This is a genomic window from Paenochrobactrum sp. BZR 201-1 (genome assembly GCF_044987585.2).
GTDB classification, from domain to species: Bacteria; Pseudomonadota; Alphaproteobacteria; order Rhizobiales; family Rhizobiaceae; genus Paenochrobactrum; species Paenochrobactrum pullorum.
The window spans coordinates 1-19,094 of sequence record NZ_JBJDRZ020000021.1 but is presented as its reverse complement, the minus strand read 5'-3'; the positions used below and the strand labels follow the sequence as shown (position 1 = coordinate 19,094).

Sequence of the window (19,094 nt, the reverse complement as noted above, 5' to 3'; positions counted from 1 at the left end):
ATCTTATTTGATGAAATCATTATGAAATAATAAAATAAATGCAATAGTTTCACCTATATGACCAACAAAATTTTAATCCGGAAACTTTGTCACTTAATTTTCATTCGTGCTGGACTCTTCCGCATTGTAAGGTGCAAATCCCGGCCAATAAAAAGCATCCGCTGTGGGTCTGGCACCAAATATTGCCTGCCCTACCCGTACAACTGTCGCACCTTCTTCAATAGCGATTTCATAGTCGCCCGACATCCCCATCGAAAGCTGGCTGAGACCGGAATGAACCTTTATCGCTTCATCGCGCAAACGTCGCAGCAAACGAAAACATTGCCGTACACGCTCCTGATCCTGACTAAAAATTGCTAAAGTCATCAGTCCTTGCGGCTTAAGGCGAGGATAATCAGATAGACGCTCTACGAAAGCCGTGAGATCATCAGGATGCAGGCCATATTTGCTTTGCTCTCCAGACGTATTGACCTGAACAAAAACATCCAAATCCCGCCCCATATTTTCAAGCCGGCGATTGAGTTCTTCAGCCAAGCGAAAACTATCAAGTGCATGAAATTCCGATGCCAAGCGCACCAGATATTTCACCTTATTGGTCTGTAAATGCCCAATAATGCTCCAATTGATTGCAAGATCACTTAAAACTGCCTGTTTATCACGCGCTTCCTGCAGTTTATTCTCGCTAAAATCATGAATACCGGCGGCATAAGCAAGTCGCAGAACATTCGCCGGAACCGTTTTCGTCACCGGTAAAAGGCGCACATCATCAATGTTGCGCCCGCTACGCAGGCAGGCAGCTGCCATCCGTTCTTGGACGTTGAACAAATTAGCGACAAAGGATGATTTCGGATCATGACCAAAACGGTCTATATCAGCTTGCGACAATGTCTTCTGATCATGCACATTCGCCATCTCCGCCAATTGATCAGGACGTTCAGAAGTCGCAAACATGATATTTCTCCTGCAACAATCAAAGCTTTAAATAAGCAAAAGCTAGCATAAAGCAGACGCAAGCAAATCAGCCACTTGAGAATAAACTAACAGGCCGGCAAGTTGAAAATTAAATCGTTTAAAAATCATAAGATCTTGCTATATCCTATCAGCGAACAGAGACGTTGTGTTAAAAACAACATGCAATATAACGGCTTGCAAAAACTGTCTGGCAGCAATAATTCTGTTACCAATGATACAGCGATGAGCCTTCTGGTTAATCGCTTTTTTTACACATGATAATGCAAGCCTTGGTGCTTTAGATACAGAAAGAAGTTAGACGTGAAAGTTCTCATTTGTCCTGATCGCGATGCAGCGATCGAGCGCGCCAAAGGTATTATTATTGATCACGTTCATGCGCAGCCAAAAGCCGTTCTCGGCCTTGCCACTGGTGGCACCATGGTGCCTTTATATGAACAGCTCGTCAGTGCTTATCATGCAGGCAAAATATCCTTTGCCGATGTGACAACTTTCAATCTTGATGAATATATCGGTATCCCGCCGGAACACCCATGTTCATATCACACTTATATGCGTGACATTCTCTTCCGGCACATTGATATCGACCAATCCCGCACGCATCTACCACATGGTTTACCCGATAATGTTGACGCGGAAGCCGATCGCTATGAAGCAGAAATCGCTGCTGCCGGTGGCATTTCACTGCAATTATTGGGAATCGGCAAAAACGGCCATATCGGTTTTAACGAGCCATCCTCATCGCTTACCTCTCGCACACGCGTAAAAACGCTGACGGAGAACACACGCGCTGCCAATCGCCAATATTTCCCCGAAGGCGAAGAAACACCTCGTTTCGCACTGACCATGGGTATCGGTACAATTTTGGATGCACGTAAGTGCTTGCTGATTGCAACCGGTGCCGATAAAGCGCAAGCAGTCGCTGATATGGTTGAAGGCCCTGTTTCTGCTGTTTGCCCAGCATCGGCGCTACAATTCCACCGCCATGCAACCATCATCACCGACCGTGAAGCGGCCGCTAAACTGCGCCTGACTGATTATTATCAGTATGTGCATCCGGATGGGAAATAATCCTTATTTATATTAACGATAATAAAAATGGCCTGCATGATGAGATCGTGCAGGCCATTTTTATATGTCCTTAATACTATGCCTTATACTCGGCGTTCAACCGCTTCGATACTGGCTTGCAGGAATTCCTGCGTATAAGTGGCACTCGCACGTGAATGACGAAGGTCATCATCCGTCAGTTCTTCCAGAATGACGCCCTTGTGCATCACGCCGACGCGCTCGCAAATATGCGCCACCACCGCCAGATCATGGCTCACCATCAAATAAGTGAGATTTCTTTCACGGCGCAGCATTTTCAAAAGATTGAGAATTTCCGCCTGTACCGAAACGTCCAATGCTGATGTCGGTTCATCCAGCAACAGCACATCAGGCTCGATAATCAAGGCACGTGCAATGGCCACGCGCTGACGCTGCCCGCCAGACAATTCATGCGGATAACGGTATAAAAAGCTTGGACCTAAACCAACCGCTTTCAACACGTCCAGAATACGCTCTTCTTTGCGATCCATTTTGTGAATGGCAAGGCTCTCCGCCAGCACTTTATGCACCTGTTTGCGTGGATGCAGCGAGGCGTAAGGATCCTGAAACACCATCTGTACACGGCGGAAAAAAGCCTTGTCGCGTGTCTGTGGCAATGTCACTTTATCAAAGACAACATCACCCTGATAATGTGGAATAAGCCCTGCAAGCGCACGCAGGATTGTCGATTTACCGCAACCGGATTCACCAATCAAACCATAGGCTTCACCACGTTCAATGTGGAAATTCACCTGTTTGACAACGCGGGCGCGTTTGCTTCCCTTGCCAAAGCTGATGGAAAGATTACGCACATCAACGAAAGGAGCTCGTGTCATATCTGTCATTTATTTGCTCCAGCCAAAGTTGGTTCGGTCAGCCAGCTTGGATCACGCTGCGGCACTTCCAGCATATCAACCGGCTCGTTAAGACGCGGCAGACTGGCAAGAAGCGCTTGCGTATAGGGATGCTGCGCTTTGTACAGTTCTTTAGCGGGCAAGTCTTCCATGATACGTCCGGCATACATCACCAGCACGCGATCACAAAAATCCGCAACCAAGTTCAGATCATGGCTGATAAACATCAAACCTGTGCCTGAACGGCTGACCAGTTCATCCAGAACTGTCAAAACCTGACGGCGTACAGTGACATCCAGCGCCGAGGTTGGCTCATCGGCAATAATCATATCCGGCTCAGGGATCAGCATCATCGCGATCATCACGCGCTGCCCCATGCCGCCGGAAATTTCATGCGGGAACAATTGCATGACACGTTCAGCATCGCGAATATGCACCGCTTCCAGCATATTCAAGGTACGCTGGCGCGCTTCTGCTTTGTTGACCTTGTGATGCAGGCGATAAGCTTCCATGATCTGATCACCGATGCGGATCAGTGGATTGAGCGAATATTTGGGATCCTGCAGGATCATCGAAATCTTATTGCCGCGCACTTTGCGCATGTCTTTCTCGGAAGCATTGAGCAAATCCGTTTCGCCAAAACGCATGGTTTTGGCGCGGATTTTTGCAGCTTTAGGGGTCAGTTTCAGCACCGAGCGGCCAGTCATTGATTTACCCGAACCGGATTCACCAACAATGCCGACCTTTTCGCGGCCAATCGAAAAACTGATACCGCGCACGACATCAAAATCCCGATCAACGCCTGGAAAAGAAACCCACAGATCTTCAACTTCAAGTAAAGGCTTGGTCATTTTATTATCCATTCCGCGGGTCAAGAACATCACGCAAACCATCGCCAAACAGGTTGAAGGCAAGGCTTGAGAGCAAAATGGCGCAACCTGGAACAGCGGCCAGCCACCATGATGTCATCATGAATTCACGGCCACTTGAAAGCATCGCGCCCCATTCAGGGCTTGGCGGTTGTGCACCAAGGCCGAGAAAGCCAAGACCGGCAGCGGTCAGAATAATGGAAGCCATATTCAAGGTGATACGGATCACTACAGAAGGAATGCACATCGGCACGACATGGCGCAAAATAATACGCATGCTGGATGCACCCTGCAATTTGATCGCCGCGACATAATCGGATGAGCGAATGGTCAGGGTTTCGGCTCGCGCCAGACGCGCAATCGGCGGCCAGGAAGCCAGCGAAATGGCAATCACAGCATTTTCAAGACCGGGTCCAAGGGCTGCGGCAAAGGCGAGCGCCAATACCAAACTTGGAAAGGCCAGAAAAATATCGACGATACGCATCAAAGCTGTATCAACCCAACCACCCATATAGCCAGCGGTGGTGCCGACGATCAAACCAATCGGCGCGGCAATAATGGCGGTCAGTGTTACAATATAAAGCGTTATGCGCGAGCCGAAAATCAGACGACTATATATATCACGGCCGATTTCATCAGTACCGAAATAATGCTGCCATGAAGGCGGCTGCAAACGATTGGCCAGATCACTGCTATAAATATCATAAGGCGCGATATAAGGCGCAAAAATTGCAATCAACACCAAAGCGAAGACGACAATCATACCAAACATCGCCGATGTATTCATGCGAAATTTGAGCCATGAGCGATAGGATTGCTGCACCCGTGACTGGAAAGCGGAAGCAGCAACAGGTGCGCTCAGCCATGCGCGAAATGCCGATTGTTTGCGCAATGGTTCAGAAGCGGAATGATTACTCATTGTCATATTTCCTTATCTGGTGCGCGGATCGAAGACGCGATAGAGGAGATCGCTGATCAGATTGATTGCAACAAAGAGAATGCCGATCAGCAATGTACAGCCGACAACCGCATTCATATCACCAGCCATCAAGGCATTGGTGAGATAGCGGCCAAAGCCCGGCCATGCGAATATCGTCTCGGTCAGAACCGCACCTTCCAGCAAGAAAGCATAAGAAAGCGCAACAATTGTCACCACCTGCACAGCAACATTGCGGAAAGCATGTCCCCATACGGTACGCGACCATGAGAGACCTTTGACGCGGGCGGTAATGATATATTCCTGATTGAGCTGCTCAATCATAAAGCCGCGGGTCATACGGCTGATATAAGCCATCGAACCAAAAGCCAAAATCAATGCCGGCATGATGATGTGGCTGAAAGCATTGCGGAACGCTTCCCACTGGCCTTGCATCGCCGTATCCAGCAGCATGAAACCGGTTTTGTTTTCAAACGCATATTCATAAATGAAATCAATGCGTCCCGGCCCACCGATCCAATCGAGCCTGGCATAAAAAATAATCAATGCCATCAGACCCATCCAGAAATTCGGGGTCGAATAACCAAACAGGCTGATAATACGCACGCTGTGATCCAGCGGCGAATTACGATACATGGCAGAATAAACGCCGAGCGGAATACCAAAAGCCGTTCCGATGATGATCGCGACCGTTGCCAATTCTATGGTCGCCGGAAACACGCGGGCAATGTCTTCCAGCACAGGGCGACCTGATGTCAGCGCCTGCCCGAAATCAAACATCAGCGCATTTTTGACATACATACCATATTGCACAATCAGCGGCTGATCGAGGCCAAGTTTACGATACATCATATCATAGGTTTCCTGCGAGATATTGTCTCCCAGCATGGCAATGATCGGATCCAGCGGCAAAAGGCGGCTGATAAAGAAAGTGAGCGTAACCAATCCCAGAAGCGTAATCGCGATGGAAATGATCAGACGCGCGGCGGCGGCGAGAAACTGAAGCGCAGGGCTAAGTTCTCGTTCAACCTCCCCATCTTCAATGATTTCATGCGTCGTCATCGGCAGTTATTCCTAAAAAATAAGAGCAAGATTTTATACAAGTGAGGGCGTGTGCTTGTCATAAACAGGGTTGAAAAAATATCCTGTTCTGCCGGCAAAAGACCGGCAGGACAGTTTTTGAACACTTATTTTTCAGCCAAGTCGTAATAGGCGCGAAAACCATTCCACTGCCAATTTTTCATCGCCTTGCTCAGGCTTGCAGTGGTCAGGCTCTGGAAAATATAGGCATGCGGGCCCTTTTCCAGCATTTCTTTCTGCAACGCATGGTAAAGCTCTTTACGCTTTTCCTCATCACGTTCGAGCAATGCCTCATCCACTTTGGCATTGACTGCTGCATCAAAATAAGATGCGCGCCAGCTCGGATACATCGACTGCTTGGCTTCTAAGCGATTGTCCGGATTGTAAATCTGGCGTGACGCATTACCATGTGCGTCCGGAACTGTGGTTTTCCATCCCAGCAATGTGGTTTGGAATTCACGACCACGAACACGACTGAAAAGCTGCGATGATGCCATACGCTCAATCTTGATTTTTACACCCACTTTGCTTGCCGCATCCTGAATGGACTGTGCAATCGGCGCTGCATAAGGCTGATTGGTAATCAACATGGTTGTTTCGAAACCATCAGGATAACCGGCTTCAACCAGCAATTCTTTGGCTTTTTCCACATCCAGTTTAAACGGCTGACCTTCTTCTGCATCAAGCGCACCAAAGGCACCAAGCTGGGCAAACGAAGCGCGCGGTACACCACGGTTTTTAATAATCGTGTCGGCAAATCCCTGATAATCAATCAGGTAACGCATTGCCAAACGCACTTTTTCATTGGCGAAGACAGGATCGCCATTATTGAGGTTCCAATAGAAGATCGACGGATTGAGAATGCGCGAAACATTAATCTTGTCCTGCTTTTCCAGATCGTCCAGATCTTCAGGTGTGAGATCGCGGGCAACGTCAACATCGCCTTTTTCAAGCAGAAGACGCTGGGTACTTGCTTCCGACACATGACGGATCAGTACCTGCTGCAGTTTTGGCGCTTCACCCCAATAATTATTGGTTGCCTGCATGATGACAACTTCGGCAGGGTTCCAACGCACCAGCTTGTAAGGGCCGACACATTCCGAACGGGTGGTGAGATATTTATTGCCCATATCGCCATCAACCTGCTGTTCCATCAGCAGTTTCTGGTTGAGAAGCGAAGCGACACGATTAGCGGCAATCGCCGACATAATCAAATTGATTGGATAAGCCTTATCAAGCTTCATCACCAATGTATTGTCATCAGGTGCCGAGATGGTGTCATCAATGGTTTCTTTAACAAAGCCATATTCGTTCAAAGTAGCGGCATTACCGAAACCAAGTTTGACCGCACGCTGTAAGGACCAAGCCATATCTTTGGCGGTTGCTTTGTCACCATTTTCAAATTTCAGATCGTCGCGCATATGAAAGGTGATCTGTTTGCCGTCTTCCGAAACATCCCAGCTTTTAGCAAGCTTTGGTACAACCTTGCTTTCATCAGCCGGATCGACATCCACCAACGGATCGCAAATATTTTGAATAATTTCGTTGGTAGCGGCTTCCCCGATCTGCGCCGGATCAAAGGTGCTGATCGCGTCAATATTCCACGCCATCACTAAAGTATTGGGTGGTGAGGCCGCTTCAGCTGCAAAGACTGCGCCAAAGCCTGCGCCGGCCAAACCGGCAGCAATGGCAACTGCACTGCTGCGACCAAGAATTGATTTCATTGTTAAGGTCATGATGTCTCCCACTTTATTTTTTGATTTAAAACTAACGGTTTCATCCAAGCCGCATGTGGAACGAAACCGGATATGACATGTACTTTGCTTATACCGCCCTTTACTCGGCAGGACGTGGCTGCAGAGGCGGATTAACCTCTGGCGGAATCGGACAGGTGTAAGGCATTTTCGCAGTGCGCGCTTTATGGTCTGCTTTTGCCTCCGTCATGATTTTTTCATCTTCCATGACATCAATCGCTGTGCCGGCCATCACCTTGGCGGCATAAACCATACCCTTATGCGCGGCAGGCATTTTGCCCTGCGCCGTAATCTGCCACGAATGCCCCGGTGAGCCGATAGCGTGCGTTGCAACACGAGCCTGTACGGTAGGAACAATCCAGCTGACATCGCCAAGATCAGTCGAGCCAATCATCGGCACGCCTTTTTGTTCACGCGGCAACACATAGTCGCAAAGCGGCGAATTGGCATCATAGTCCTGACCAACGCGCAAATAGTCGGTTTCGATATCTTCCTGCGAAAGTGTCGCCTGAATTTCACGTGCAAATGCACGGTCTGCATCATCAAAAGGCACACCGCCCAAACGATCCATATTGGACTGCATGGCGATTTCCAAAGGTGTGTTGCCAAGCAGATTGGAAACCGCACTCATGATGGAAATATCAACCGTGGTGTCGGTCATCATGGCAGCACCTTGTGCTACTTTTTTAACGCGTTCATTCAATGCAAACATGCCAGCCAGATCGGTTGCACGGATAGCATAACGTACTTTTGCTTTGGCTTGCACCACGTTTGGCGCAATGCCACCGGCATCCAGATAGGCATAATGCAAACGGCAATCGGCAGGCACATGCTCGCGCAAATAATTGCAACCAACGCTCATCAACTCAACCGCATCAAGCGCCGAACGGCCAAGGTGCGGTGCTGCCGCCGCATGGGATGCGCGGCCGGTAAATTCGAAATCCATACGGGTATTAGCCAAAGATTGTGCATCATCGACTTGCGTAAACGATGCCGGATGCCAGCAAATGGCAATATCCACATCATCAAATGCACCGGCACGTCCCATAAAGGATTTGGCAGCTCCGCCTTCTTCAGCCGGGCAACCATAGTAACGCACACGGCCTTTTTTGCCGGTTGCTTCAAGCCAATCTTTAACAGCAGTTGCTGCCAGCATCGCAGCCGAACCCAGCAGATTATGGCCGCAGCCATGTCCATTGGTGCTACCTGCCATCGGACGTGGTTCGGCAATGCCTGCTTCCTGGCTTAAGCCCGGCAGTGCATCATATTCACCCAAAATTGCAATAACAGGGCCGCCTTCACCGGCTTCACCCATCACAGCCGTTGGAATACCGCCAACATTTTCGGTAATGCGAAAGCCCTGCTCTTTCAGCATTGCGGTATGTTCAGCGCAGGACTTATATTCCGTATATGCGATTTCCGGCATCCCCCAGACGCGGTCGCTCAAAGCTTCAAACTCAGCCTTTTTAGCGTCCACGTGATCCCAGATTACTTCACCATTCTTCACGGTGCTCACTCCCAGTCATAATTCCAGATATTAAGATTTTAAAGATTTTCACTCATGAAACGTGCCAGCTCGCTAAAAACCAGACGACGGTTTTCAACACGGGCAAAACCATGGCCTTCATGCGGAATGCGCAAGATTTCAACCGGCTTGCCAAGACCACGCAGACATGAATAAACCTGCTCACCCTCACATGGTGTCACGCGCGGATCTTCCAGCCCGTGCACAATCATCAAAGGTGCCTGCACCTGATCCATTTTATTGATCGGAGAAAAACGCTCTAAATCATCGCGCATGGTTTCCACGTCCCCATATTCGATGGCACGCAGTTGTTTGCGCCAAGGGCCAGTGGTGGTCAGCAATGTGAGGAAATTGGCAATACCGTAAAATTCAACGCCAAGCTTCCACAAATCCGGATATTCGGTCAGCGCTGCCAGCACCATATAGCCGCCATAAGAGCGGCCAAAGACGCCAATGCGGCTTTCATCCACATCTGCGCGTGCCCCTACAGCCATACGCACAGCTTTCAAATCCGCCACACTATCAAGGCGCAGTTCGCGGTCATCCAGATGCTGATAGGCACGGCCATAACCGGTACTGCCACGAATATTGGGCGCAATCACCATGATGCCCTGCGCCAGCATATATTGAATGTCAGCGCGGAAATCCGGTTTCCATTGTGCTTCAGGTCCACCGTGAATGATGATCATCACCGGATAACCGTTCTCATCAGCTGGTACCTGTGGCTGATAGACAAAATAAGGAATATCCAGACCATCAAAACTTGCAACACTCGTGACTGTCGGCTCCAAAAATGCAGGCAAAGCTTTTTTAGCCTTTGGCGCATCGCTCACTCGTGTGAAAACACCGGTCTCGACATCGCAGCTCCAGATGTCTGATGAATGTGCCGCACCTTCAATCGGCATCACCAAAGATTGGCCGTCTTTTGACCAAATGAGTGAACCGACAACACCGGCAACCGGCATCTCATAGCGCTTCAGCACCTCACCTTGACGGCTGACTAATACGATATCATTCCAGCCCTGGCGGTTGAGGACGAGTGCGAACTTGTCCTGTTCAGGCGAGAGCACCAATGCTTCCACATCCTGGTCCTCAAAAGCTGCAACTTCCTTCAGAACATCTTCATTGGCAGGTTTGAACATGACAGAAAGATATTCACGTTCCTGATCGCTGATCATCAACAGCCCGCTGTCATCTTTCAATGAGCGGATAGCCTGATAACGTGCACGTCCCTGATGCGGCAAAATCTTTGTATATGTCTTGGTTACAATATCAAGCAGGCAGAAATCCTGATCGGTCATAGCGCGGGTACAATCATTGACCATCAGCGCCTTGCCATCACCGGTAAATGCAGCAGGGGTGCGCCAGCCAATGCCTTCGTAGACACAAACAGCTTCTGCAGAAGCCACTTCCATTACATATAAATCCATGTCGGATTTGTTGCGATAATTGGCAGCATAAGCGATATGCGTGCCTTCCGGCGACCAGCAACCCCATGCATGCACAACCGTTGTATCGGTGGTGAGCGGGTGCGGCTCGCCCTGCAAATCCTTAATCAGCCACAGCTGATGACGCTCATCACCACCGCAGTCAGTGGTAATGAGCAGATCATTGTTTTTCGGGTTAAAAGCCATTGCACCGACAGGTTCAGGCATATTGGTCAACTGGCGTGGCTCCCCACCTGTCGCCGGCTGCATCCACACCTGCATCATTCCGCTTTGATCACTCAAATAAACCAGCCACGCACCATCGGTTGAAAATGCCGGTTTAACCGCCTTACAAATATCCATGTAATCGGTCATCGAAATCGATTTGTCGCCGCTAGCCATAACTACCCTACCCGTTTTTATAAAATTCTGTTTTGCGGCTTAAACCGCTGCATCTGCATTCGTGGTTTGTATGATATTGACAGCCAGACGTGCTGTTGCTTGCGTCAAAGCCTCCAGCATCGGCCCGACAGTGGCTTGATGATTAGCCAATGTCACAATGGTGAAATTTGCCTCCGGCCACGCTTGTTTCAGCTTCCATGCGGTCATCATCGGCGTCACAGTGTCATAACGCGCTTGTACAATTTCTGCCGGAATGTGACAAATCTTGTCGATATTATCGGTCAGATAATTAGCTGACAGAAAGGCACGATTGATGGAGTAATGCGTGAAAATGCGCGAGACAGCCAAAGCAGCCTTCGGATCAAGCAATTTTGCCACATGATCGGAACTTGGCTCCAAAGTCTGGGTGCGGGCAGAAAATCCGCGCAAAGCTTGCGCCGCCGCCATTTCCAACTCCGCATCACCAGAGGTCAGGCGCTTGTAATAAGCGGTGAGCAGATCGCCACGTTCTTCTTCTGGTACAAATTCCGCAAATTCCTGCCAAAAGTCTGGGAAAATCGCACGGGAGCCATGAAACCACCATGCCACATCTTCATCACCGGCCAGAAAAACACCATGAATGCGAAAGCCCAAACATCTTTCCGGATGTGTAATTCCGTAGGCCAATGAAAGACATGAGCCCCATGAGCCACCGGCGACAACCCAGCGATCAATGTTTAAATGCTCACGAATAGCTTCAATATCGGCAATCAGTTTTTGGGTGTTGTTATTTTCAAGTTCGGCAAAAGGTGTGGACTGACCACAACCGCGCTGATCGAAGGTCACGACATAATAGGTTTCTAGATCAAAACTTTCGACCGAACGCGTAGATGCACCTGCACCCGGGCCGCCATGCAGAAATACCGCCGGAATCCCTTGCGGATTACCATATGCGTAAACAGCCAGCTCATGCCCATCACTGACGGCAAGACGAAATTCTGCATTTGGTAATGTCATTTTGTCCCCCAAAACCGATCTGTAACAACCAGATCTGCCGCATAAATCACTCTTGAGCTTCAAAGCTCAGGCCTCCACCTGAAACAAAGAGTGCCTTGTTTAGTGCCAATAAAATTTTGAGAATACCAATGCAAAATCAGACTAGTTATTCCAATTCGGAATAGTGAGGATTTTAATCCGACAATAGTCATCCAAAGCGAGCTAAATGAAACAATCATGACAAAATTGAAAAATCTGCATTCAATACTCGTGCATGTAACAGGTGGAATTTAAGTATCTTATAATTTAATCAGCAGATATCATTGAGTTACAGTTTTTTGTGTTTTAGATAATTCATTCAAACACCAATATAGCCCGTTTACATATTCTAATTTTGCATGAGTCCATCCGTTCTTTCGCTAAGATCGAAACGAATTGCAATTGTTCACCCATCCACAAAGAATTAAACTGAAAATAGCAACAGTGCCCAAATTGAAGTGAGAAAGAATGGAACTAAAGTGGCTGAAAGATTTTGTTTCGCTTGCACAACATTCCAGTTTTTCCCGCGCTGCTCAGGATCGTAATATAACCCAATCGGCTCTGAGCCGTCGTATCCGCCAACTGGAAAGCTGGGTGGGCATGCCGTTGATTGACCGCAGCAGCAATCCGGTCAAACTAACCGCAGCAGGTGCAAGCTTTTTGCCATCAGCCCATGATGCCATCGACCTTCTGACCAATGCCCGCAAATGGCTTTATGAGCAGTATAATCCGGTGTGGGAAGTGCTTTCCTTTGCCACGCTCAACAGCCTGTCTTTAAGTTTTTTTCCGCTATGGATGGCGGATATGGAAGCATCAGGCGACGAATTTCGTGTGCGTTTTACCGATCCGCATGCTTCATTTCTGGGCAATGTTTCAACGCTTGTACATGGTCAATGCGATTTTTTTCTAACCTATGCACTTGATAATGTTAAACAAATGGAAGACTTGAAAAAGTTTCCTTATTTGTCTGTCGGTCTGGAACGCGTTATTGCCGTCAGCGCGCCCAACCGCGATGGCACGCCTATGCATAGCCTCGTCAATAATTATCAGCCAACCCATTTTTTAAGCTATCGCAGCAACGCCTTTTTCTCACTAGCTTTGCAGCATTTAATCGAAAAACGGCAATATAATCTTCATTCCGTTTATGAAAACGGTATGTCGAGTGCGCTCAAAGCAATGGCTATTTCCGGCCACGGCGTGACATGGGTACCGCAAAGTCTGGTCAGTGATGAACTCAGCCGCAAATTGCTGGTACGGGCTGGCACAGCTGAAGATGACTTGCTGGTGGAAATCCGTATTTACCGCACGCTCAGTTTCCGCAACCAACAAGCAGAGAAATTCTGGCGCCGCGCATCATATTTGACCGCTTTGAAAGCCGCAAAATCGCAAACCAGTAAGTAAAAATCGGGGCGGATCATTAATAATCCGACCCGATTTCATTAATTAAGCCATATTTTCATAGGCTGCATCAAAGAATGCAAGTTCAAGTTTAACAGCGCGCTGGAAAAAATCTGTGCAACGCATTGCATCCTGTTCGCCGACACGATCAAGTTCAGCACGCAAAAAATCAACAAAATCTCGAAAAAAACCGTTGTCATGCAATGTGATCCATTCAGCATGCACAAAATTTTCCGGCAATATTTTCGTGGTCGTTGATGCCCATTCCAGATAAAGCCATTCAGCCACATTCAACACCGATAAAATCACCGGATAGGAACGCGTTTCCGCGGCTTCACGCATGATCGCTTTAAAACCTTTTGTCGGCTCACTATCAGCAATTGCCTCTCTGGCTTGATCGCTCACGCCCAGCGCTTCAAAAGAGCGTAAAAAATAAGTATTCTCGTCACTAGAAACCATACCTGCAAATTGTCCGAAGCGTAAACGCGCTTCAAACCTATCAGCCGTGGCAAGGGCGGCGCCAAGAAGCACCAAAAAACTGTCCAGAAAGCGATGATCTTGTATCAGATAAGATGCCATAACATCGTCTGAAATAGTTCCGGCGCATAGTTCATGTACAAAGCGATGCTCAACCGCATTGTCCCAGACCGGCTGGCTGTTATTTTTCAAAATATCGGTAAAACGATCAGTCATTGCTTTGCCTTTTCATGGTTGGCTGCAAGACCGGTAAATTTCTTATTCATAAAACGGCCTCGCAAAGAGGCCGGCAAAAGGCAGGTTTGTCTTCCCATCCCTTCGCCGGCATGATCCGGATCAGGTTCGAAGGGTCATTGCGCCTTTAAAAAAACAGCAATATCTCAGCCCCTTGACGGGACACCCCTTGGTCTATCCATGAGTAGAGGCACTATGACGGTCAGTCAACTAGCAAGATAAGATTTCGCCTTACTGGGCCGATGGCGGGGTTTGCAACGGTGCGCTGACATCAGGCACCTGATTATCATTGGCGAATGAATTATCATTTTCCGAAGCATTACGCCCATAAATCTCGACGCCGACCCACACAAGCACTGTCAATAAAAGACTGCATAGTAAAACGACAAGCACAGGAACACCTTTGCGTCCTTGTCGTGCATCTTGTGCCGGTACTTTTTTCATCACCATCTCCTGTTTTTACCCCTCAATTTTAAAAATGGCCGGGAAAAGTGCATATTTAACGCGCTCTCTTCCCAGGCCATTTTAATTATTATGCTGGCTCAAGCCATCGATCTCAATATGCAGTTATCGCATGGTGAGAAGTTTTTGACGCTCTAACTCTACGTCTTCCGGCGTATAAGGCGCCGATGTGTGATCAAAGTGCTCCCAACCCTGCTCGCGATAATATTGGCGACGGGCATTAATATCGACACCACCTGAATCGGCCAAAATGCGTTGCGCGACAGGCACCTTTTCATCATCGACCTTAACCGAAACCAGTGCGCCGCCGCGCCGCACGCCTTCCGCATAAACATGTGCCTCCTCATCCGGCACACCACTATCAATCAAGGCGCCAATCAACCCGCCGGCAGCTCCGCCCGCCACTGCACCGCCAAGTGCACCGGCAAGTGTTGCAGACAACCAACCGGCAGCAACAACAGGGCCAATTCCCGGAATGGCAATCATGCCCAAACCGGCCAGCAATCCGCCACCTGCTCCAATTGCCGCGCCAACACCTGCACCGACGCCCGCACCTTCACCGGCTTCCGTTTTGTTTTCTGCATGATGTGAAACAATGCTAATATCTTTATAAGGGATACCCGCTGCTTCAAGTTGAATAACCACACTTTTTGCGGTGGTGTAATTATCGAATAACTGATTAAGTGTTTTCATAATATTCGCCCTTTTTCATTATCCTGAAGTGACATTACCTTGATAATCCATCTTGATCATCACGGGTGTTCCGTCCTTTTCGCCGGCAGCGTGCCAGACACCATCATCGTCAAGGGTCAACCCCATAACATTGGTGAAACCGGCTTCTTCCATCCGGCTTTTTGCCTGTTCTTGGGTGAAACTGTTTTCGCCTTTTACCGGAGCGGACGGGTTGGCTTGATCCGGCATGACAACCGCAGGTTTATCTGTAGTCGGCGTTGTTTGCGCCTGTGAAATCGTAGGCACGCATATACAAGCAGCTACAAGCGTCATCGTTTTGATATTCATGATCAGCTCCTGTGTTTGTCACTGTATTTCAGTGATATTGAATAAACACATGAGAGAGTGAAAACGTTCCGTTCTTTTTATTCACAACTCGTTACATAAACAAAAATATCTTTATTTTATATAGAGTTACAATTTTTATCAAAATAATATGAACCATTTTCAAGTTCTTACGTTGTTTTAGTATCTTTATAAAACAAAGGAGAAGATTAATGGATTGGAACCGTATTGAGGGTAATTGGAAGCAGGTTAAGGGCAAGGTAAAAGAGCAGTGGGGCAAACTCACCGATGATGATCTTGACCAGATTCAAGGTCAGCGTGAACAGTTGGAAGGCAAAATTCAAGAACGTTACGGTGTTGAAAAAGACCGTGTTAAGCATGAAGTAGACAGCTGGTATAACAACCAGAAATGGTGATCAGATGATGTGCGCCTGATGGCGCACATCATCTTTTAAAGGCGAAGCAGATGATTATGACCGTCGATAGAGAGCGCCATGAACTACTCATAAAAAGTGTAATTTTGTCTCATCTCCAGGATCAGACAAAAACAGGCTCTGATGGCTTTAAAATTCTTTCGGATTTTCTTGAAGCAGCAAAATTTTGCCGGATGAAAGATGAGAACGTTTCCTGCAATCTTACTGATGATCAAAATACACATGCCCGCGCCATTAAACTACTCATGAAGCGGCTTCTTCATGATGGGGCAAACCATCATGAAATCAGTGAGCATATTATAAATTATACAGGAGCTTTGCTAAAAACTTATCAAGGTGAATATCCAGAACAATCATAAAATGATGGAACAAAATAAGATAAAAGCAACAGTGCTGAATTCAGCACTCTTTCTTGATGTAGATGGCACGCTTCTTGACATAGCAAATACGCCCGATGCGGTGAAAGTGCCGCCGAATTTACCCCAAACTTTAGCTCACTTGTCCGAATGTTTCAAAGGGGCCATTGCTTTGATAACCGGTCGTGAGATTGCATTTATAGATACACTTTTTCCCAATTTGAACCTACCAGTTGCGGGACTTCATGGTGCGGAACTTCGTCTTGAAAAGAATAAAATCCGACGCCAGCAATTAAGTGAAAACTTTCTCAAAGCCAAAGCCTATTTAAAACAAGCGGCCGATGATCTGATGGGGGTCGCCTTTGAAGATAAAAACATGGCTGCTGCCTTGCATTATCGAAATGCCCTTTCCATGCAGGCCATTGTTAAAGAACAGCTGGAAAAGGCTGCACAAATTGCAGGCACGGGTTGGGCTGTACAGCATGGCAAAATGGTTGCCGAACTACGTCCTGCCGATTGTGACAAAGGCACTGCCCTATTGCAGATCATGCAACTCCCCGCTTTTATAGAGCGCAAACCTTACGCCTTTGGTGACGATCTTACCGATGAACAAATGTTTTATGCTGCTGTTCAATCGGGCGGCGCGGGGATCCGTATTGCTGAAAATACTGAGAATTCAGCTGCGGCTTTGTCCATATCTTCGCCTGCAATACTACGGCAATGGCTGCTTGAAACCACTCAAAAATCATCCAACGAAAACATCTTCAGTAATATTTTTTGAGAAAGGCACAAAACCCGACTGAATTCACATTAACAGAGAGGGAAAAATTGTGAGCAGATTAATTGTCGTATCAAACCGTGTACCCTTACCGGAGAAAGACGGTAAAATACCAGCAGGCGGCTTGGCCGTTGCACTCCACGCAGCGCTTGAAACTTATGGCGGAATTTGGATGGGGTGGTCTGGCAAAACAATTTCCAATCATCAGAATCCTGAGTTAAAAATCATCGAGAACGGCAAAATAAACTATGCAGTTCTTGATTTGAACCGTACTGATATTGATGAATATTATGCCGGTTTTGCCAACAGAATGCTTTGGCCGCTATGCCATTACCGTTTGGACCTGATTGATTATACCCGCAAAGATATGGCCGGATATTTTCGGGTCAATCGATTGTTTGCCAAACAATTACAAAATCTGCTTCAACCTGATGATATTATCTGGGTTCATGATTATCATCTCATCCCTCTGGCCGCGGAACTCAGACAATTAGGCGTAGAAAACCGTATCGGTTTTTTCATGCATATTCCTTGGCCATCAGCAGATGTTTTTTTTACACTTCCTGTCCATGAAATCATAATACGAGGGCTTTCGTCTTATGACTTGGTGGGCTTCCAAACAGATTATGATGTGGAAAATTTTATCGGTTGTTTAAAACGTGAAAAAATCGGTCAGCCTGTCGGCAATCAAATCTTCGATATTGATGGACACAGACTGAAAGTTCAAAAATTCGGTATCGGCATTGAAACAAAAAAATTCGCCGAGATTGCAGCAAAGTCGGCCAATAATGTCACTGTCAAACGTATGAGCGAAAGCATGCTGGGGCGGAAACTCATCATCGGCGTTGACCGTCTTGATTATTCTAAAGGTATCCCAAACCGCATCGAAGCGTTTGAAGAATTCATTGTCCAAAACCCGGAGCAACAAAATAAAGTTACTTTCTTACAAATAACGCCAAAATCTCGCTCGGCAGTGCCGGAATATATTGAAATGCAAAGTATGGTGGCCGAGCTTGCCGGCCGTGTTAACGGCGCACTCGCAGCCGTTGACTGGACACCGATCAGATATATTACCCGCTCATTAAACAGAAACACATTGGCAGGCCTTTATCGTCAGGCGCAGGTAGGATTGGTTACCCCATTACGTGACGGGATGAATCTTGTTGCCAAAGAATATGTGGCGGCACAAAATCCGGACAATCCCGGTGTTTTGGTTCTGTCCCGCTTCGCAGGTGCTGCACGCGAGCTGGATGGTGCCATTTTGGTCAACCCTTATGACAAACAATCCATCTCTATTGCTTTACGTACAGCTTTATCAATGCCGTTTGATGAGAGAAAAGAACGTTTTCAGACCATGATGGATTTTTTAATGGATAATGACATTCATCATTGGTGCCGCGACTATATTGAAGAACTAAAACTTCGCCATTAACCCAACCGACAGTAAAATGCCGCCTGTAACAGGCGGCATTTTTATAGATTTGTTATATTATTATTTTTCCCAGCGACCTTCATATTTAAATTCCGGTGCTTTTTCGATTTCGTCTTTGGTAGCGCTCATCGTTGCCTGCCATTTTTTATCGTCAGCAACATAAGTAATATTAACTGATTGCGGGCTGACGATCACATATTTCTCACCAATACATAGGATGTGGAGCTGATCAAACAACTGTCTTTATTGAGTGTTTTTATTGATTTTTAGGTTTTGACAGTAGAGAGGCTTATTATGAGCGATCTTTTCTGGCTTTCAGATGCTGCATGGAATGCAAGCGAACCACATTTACCCAAGAACCAACCCGGAGCTCGACGTGTCGATGATCGGCGTGTAATTTCTGGTATCTTGCATGTTCTCAAGGTCGGTTGTCGCTGGCGTGATGTTCCGGCCCAATATGGTTCTGCAAAAACCGTCTGCAACCGATATCACCGCTGGGCACAACGGCCTATTTGGCATCGTATATTTGAGACGATGGCAGCCAGCGGTCCGGTTCCACAAGAGCTTTCCATAGATAGCACACACG

At 47.5% G+C, this 19,094-nt stretch carries 21 protein-coding genes and 1 riboswitch; of the genes, 7 read left to right on the top strand and 14 right to left on the bottom strand.

All coding sequences use genetic code 11. The features are described from left to right. Window positions 1–93 precede the first annotated feature (93 nt). Window positions 94–912 (bottom strand): YggS family pyridoxal phosphate-dependent enzyme, encoded by an 819-nt coding sequence (locus ACI0FR_RS12515; protein WP_404908097.1) that lies wholly within the window; start codon window positions 910–912, stop codon window positions 94–96. 360 nt (window positions 913–1,272) lie between these two features. Between ACI0FR_RS12515 and nagB the strand changes: the two genes are divergently transcribed. Further along, window positions 1,273–2,040: a glucosamine-6-phosphate deaminase gene (gene nagB / locus ACI0FR_RS12510; protein WP_404908068.1), complete on the top strand. Its 768-nt coding sequence runs from the start codon at window positions 1,273–1,275 to the stop codon at window positions 2,038–2,040. Between the two features lie 83 nt (window positions 2,041–2,123). Here the strand turns inward: nagB and ACI0FR_RS12505 are convergent, their stop codons facing one another. The 8 genes from ACI0FR_RS12505 to pip form a co-directional block, all read right to left on the bottom strand. After that, window positions 2,124–2,894: an ABC transporter ATP-binding protein gene (locus ACI0FR_RS12505; RefSeq protein ID WP_374833174.1), complete on the bottom strand. Its 771-nt coding sequence runs from the start codon at window positions 2,892–2,894 to the stop codon at window positions 2,124–2,126. Between the two features lie 5 nt (window positions 2,895–2,899). Then, window positions 2,900–3,763, bottom strand: a complete 864-nt coding sequence (locus tag ACI0FR_RS12500; RefSeq protein ID WP_404908070.1) for an ABC transporter ATP-binding protein — start codon at window positions 3,761–3,763, stop codon at window positions 2,900–2,902. 4 nt (window positions 3,764–3,767) lie between these two features. Next, window positions 3,768–4,706, bottom strand: a complete 939-nt coding sequence (gene nikC, locus ACI0FR_RS12495) for a nickel transporter permease (RefSeq protein WP_404908073.1) — start codon at window positions 4,704–4,706, stop codon at window positions 3,768–3,770. Between the two features lie 6 nt (window positions 4,707–4,712). After that, on the bottom strand, window positions 4,713–5,780 hold the full coding sequence (locus ACI0FR_RS12490; protein WP_374833025.1) for an ABC transporter permease: 1,068 nt from the start codon (window positions 5,778–5,780) through the stop codon (window positions 4,713–4,715). Between the two features lie 125 nt (window positions 5,781–5,905). Continuing rightward, entirely contained in the window at window positions 5,906–7,534 is a 1,629-nt protein-coding gene (locus tag ACI0FR_RS12485; protein ID WP_374833023.1) for an ABC transporter substrate-binding protein, read from the bottom strand. Between the two features lie 100 nt (window positions 7,535–7,634). Further along, window positions 7,635–9,059, bottom strand: a complete 1,425-nt coding sequence (locus ACI0FR_RS12480) for a M20 family metallopeptidase (protein ID WP_374833021.1) — start codon at window positions 9,057–9,059, stop codon at window positions 7,635–7,637. Between the two features lie 38 nt (window positions 9,060–9,097). Beyond that, window positions 9,098–10,906 (bottom strand): S9 family peptidase, encoded by a 1,809-nt coding sequence (locus ACI0FR_RS12475; RefSeq protein ID WP_404908077.1) that lies wholly within the window; start codon window positions 10,904–10,906, stop codon window positions 9,098–9,100. A gap of 39 nt (window positions 10,907–10,945) precedes the next feature. Further along, on the bottom strand, window positions 10,946–11,902 hold the full coding sequence (gene pip, locus ACI0FR_RS12470) for a prolyl aminopeptidase (protein ID WP_404908080.1): 957 nt from the start codon (window positions 11,900–11,902) through the stop codon (window positions 10,946–10,948). 486 nt (window positions 11,903–12,388) lie between these two features. Here pip and ACI0FR_RS12465 point away from each other — a divergent pair, with 486 nt between their 5' ends. Beyond that, window positions 12,389–13,321, top strand: a complete 933-nt coding sequence (locus ACI0FR_RS12465; RefSeq protein WP_404908082.1) for a LysR family transcriptional regulator — start codon at window positions 12,389–12,391, stop codon at window positions 13,319–13,321. 42 nt (window positions 13,322–13,363) lie between these two features. Here the strand turns inward: ACI0FR_RS12465 and ACI0FR_RS12460 are convergent, their stop codons facing one another. The 4 genes from ACI0FR_RS12460 to ACI0FR_RS12445 all read right to left on the bottom strand — a co-directional run bounded on the left by ACI0FR_RS12460 (window position 13,364) and on the right by ACI0FR_RS12445 (window position 15,511). Further along, window positions 13,364–14,011 (bottom strand): TenA family protein, encoded by a 648-nt coding sequence (locus tag ACI0FR_RS12460; protein WP_374833013.1) that lies wholly within the window; start codon window positions 14,009–14,011, stop codon window positions 13,364–13,366. Between the two features lie 80 nt (window positions 14,012–14,091). Beyond that, window positions 14,092–14,209, bottom strand: a riboswitch (TPP riboswitch). 51 nt (window positions 14,210–14,260) lie between these two features. Beyond that, window positions 14,261–14,473, bottom strand: coding sequence for a hypothetical protein (locus ACI0FR_RS12455; protein WP_374833011.1), 213 nt, complete (start codon window positions 14,471–14,473; stop codon window positions 14,261–14,263). Between the two features lie 123 nt (window positions 14,474–14,596). Beyond that, window positions 14,597–15,184 carry a hypothetical protein gene (locus ACI0FR_RS12450; protein WP_374833009.1) on the bottom strand — a complete coding sequence of 196 codons (588 nt, stop codon included), beginning with the start codon at window positions 15,182–15,184 and terminating at the stop codon, window positions 14,597–14,599. An 18-nt stretch (window positions 15,185–15,202) separates the two neighbouring features. Continuing rightward, a complete protein-coding gene (locus ACI0FR_RS12445) occupies window positions 15,203–15,511 on the bottom strand; it encodes a PepSY domain-containing protein (protein ID WP_404908085.1) in 309 nt (102 codons plus the stop codon). Between the two features lie 209 nt (window positions 15,512–15,720). Here ACI0FR_RS12445 and ACI0FR_RS12440 point away from each other — a divergent pair, with 209 nt between their 5' ends. The 4 genes from ACI0FR_RS12440 to otsA are packed head-to-tail and all read left to right on the top strand — an operon-like array spanning window position 15,721 to window position 18,508. Continuing rightward, window positions 15,721–15,924 (top strand): CsbD family protein, encoded by a 204-nt coding sequence (locus ACI0FR_RS12440; RefSeq protein ID WP_374833005.1) that lies wholly within the window; start codon window positions 15,721–15,723, stop codon window positions 15,922–15,924. A 50-nt stretch (window positions 15,925–15,974) separates the two neighbouring features. Beyond that, window positions 15,975–16,301, top strand: a complete 327-nt coding sequence (locus ACI0FR_RS12435; RefSeq protein WP_404908088.1) for a hypothetical protein — start codon at window positions 15,975–15,977, stop codon at window positions 16,299–16,301. Between the two features lies 1 nt (window position 16,302). Then, a complete protein-coding gene (gene otsB, locus ACI0FR_RS12430) occupies window positions 16,303–17,079 on the top strand; it encodes a trehalose-phosphatase (protein WP_404908090.1) in 777 nt (258 codons plus the stop codon). 49 nt (window positions 17,080–17,128) lie between these two features. Continuing rightward, a complete protein-coding gene (gene otsA / locus ACI0FR_RS12425; RefSeq protein ID WP_374832999.1) occupies window positions 17,129–18,508 on the top strand; it encodes an alpha,alpha-trehalose-phosphate synthase (UDP-forming) in 1,380 nt (459 codons plus the stop codon). A gap of 60 nt (window positions 18,509–18,568) precedes the next feature. Here the strand turns inward: otsA and ACI0FR_RS12420 are convergent, their stop codons facing one another. After that, on the bottom strand, window positions 18,569–18,703 hold the full coding sequence (locus tag ACI0FR_RS12420) for a hypothetical protein (RefSeq protein WP_404909783.1): 135 nt from the start codon (window positions 18,701–18,703) through the stop codon (window positions 18,569–18,571). Between the two features lie 99 nt (window positions 18,704–18,802). Between ACI0FR_RS12420 and ACI0FR_RS12415 the strand changes: the two genes are divergently transcribed. Beyond that, window positions 18,803–19,094 (top strand): transposase (locus ACI0FR_RS12415; protein ID WP_404908095.1); only part of this gene is annotated, 292 nt, incomplete at its 3' end.

What these genes read in the sequence shown, in the direction of transcription:
- nikC (WP_404908073.1), bottom strand. Translation starts at nt 4,706, where the DNA reads ATGACAATGAGTAATCATTCCGCTTCTGAACCATTGCGCAAACAATCG.
- otsB (WP_404908090.1), top strand. Translation starts at nt 16,303, where the DNA reads ATGATGGAACAAAATAAGATAAAAGCAACAGTGCTGAATTCAGCACTC.
- ACI0FR_RS12515 (WP_404908097.1), bottom strand. Translation starts at nt 912, where the DNA reads ATGGCGAATGTGCATGATCAGAAGACATTGTCGCAAGCTGATATAGAC.
- ACI0FR_RS12435 (WP_404908088.1), top strand. Translation starts at nt 15,975, where the DNA reads ATGATTATGACCGTCGATAGAGAGCGCCATGAACTACTCATAAAAAGT.
- ACI0FR_RS12490 (WP_374833025.1), bottom strand. Translation starts at nt 5,780, where the DNA reads ATGACGACGCATGAAATCATTGAAGATGGGGAGGTTGAACGAGAACTT.
- ACI0FR_RS12460 (WP_374833013.1), bottom strand. Translation starts at nt 14,011, where the DNA reads ATGACTGATCGTTTTACCGATATTTTGAAAAATAACAGCCAGCCGGTC.
- ACI0FR_RS12505 (WP_374833174.1), bottom strand. Translation starts at nt 2,894, where the DNA reads ATGACACGAGCTCCTTTCGTTGATGTGCGTAATCTTTCCATCAGCTTT.
- ACI0FR_RS12445 (WP_404908085.1), bottom strand. Translation starts at nt 15,511, where the DNA reads ATGAATATCAAAACGATGACGCTTGTAGCTGCTTGTATATGCGTGCCT.
- ACI0FR_RS12455 (WP_374833011.1), bottom strand. Translation starts at nt 14,473, where the DNA reads ATGAAAAAAGTACCGGCACAAGATGCACGACAAGGACGCAAAGGTGTT.
- ACI0FR_RS12450 (WP_374833009.1), bottom strand. Translation starts at nt 15,184, where the DNA reads ATGAAAACACTTAATCAGTTATTCGATAATTACACCACCGCAAAAAGT.
- ACI0FR_RS12485 (WP_374833023.1), bottom strand. Translation starts at nt 7,534, where the DNA reads ATGACCTTAACAATGAAATCAATTCTTGGTCGCAGCAGTGCAGTTGCC.
- ACI0FR_RS12440 (WP_374833005.1), top strand. Translation starts at nt 15,721, where the DNA reads ATGGATTGGAACCGTATTGAGGGTAATTGGAAGCAGGTTAAGGGCAAG.
- pip (WP_404908080.1), bottom strand. Translation starts at nt 11,902, where the DNA reads ATGACATTACCAAATGCAGAATTTCGTCTTGCCGTCAGTGATGGGCAT.
- ACI0FR_RS12465 (WP_404908082.1), top strand. Translation starts at nt 12,389, where the DNA reads ATGGAACTAAAGTGGCTGAAAGATTTTGTTTCGCTTGCACAACATTCC.
- ACI0FR_RS12500 (WP_404908070.1), bottom strand. Translation starts at nt 3,763, where the DNA reads ATGACCAAGCCTTTACTTGAAGTTGAAGATCTGTGGGTTTCTTTTCCA.
- ACI0FR_RS12475 (WP_404908077.1), bottom strand. Translation starts at nt 10,906, where the DNA reads ATGGCTAGCGGCGACAAATCGATTTCGATGACCGATTACATGGATATT.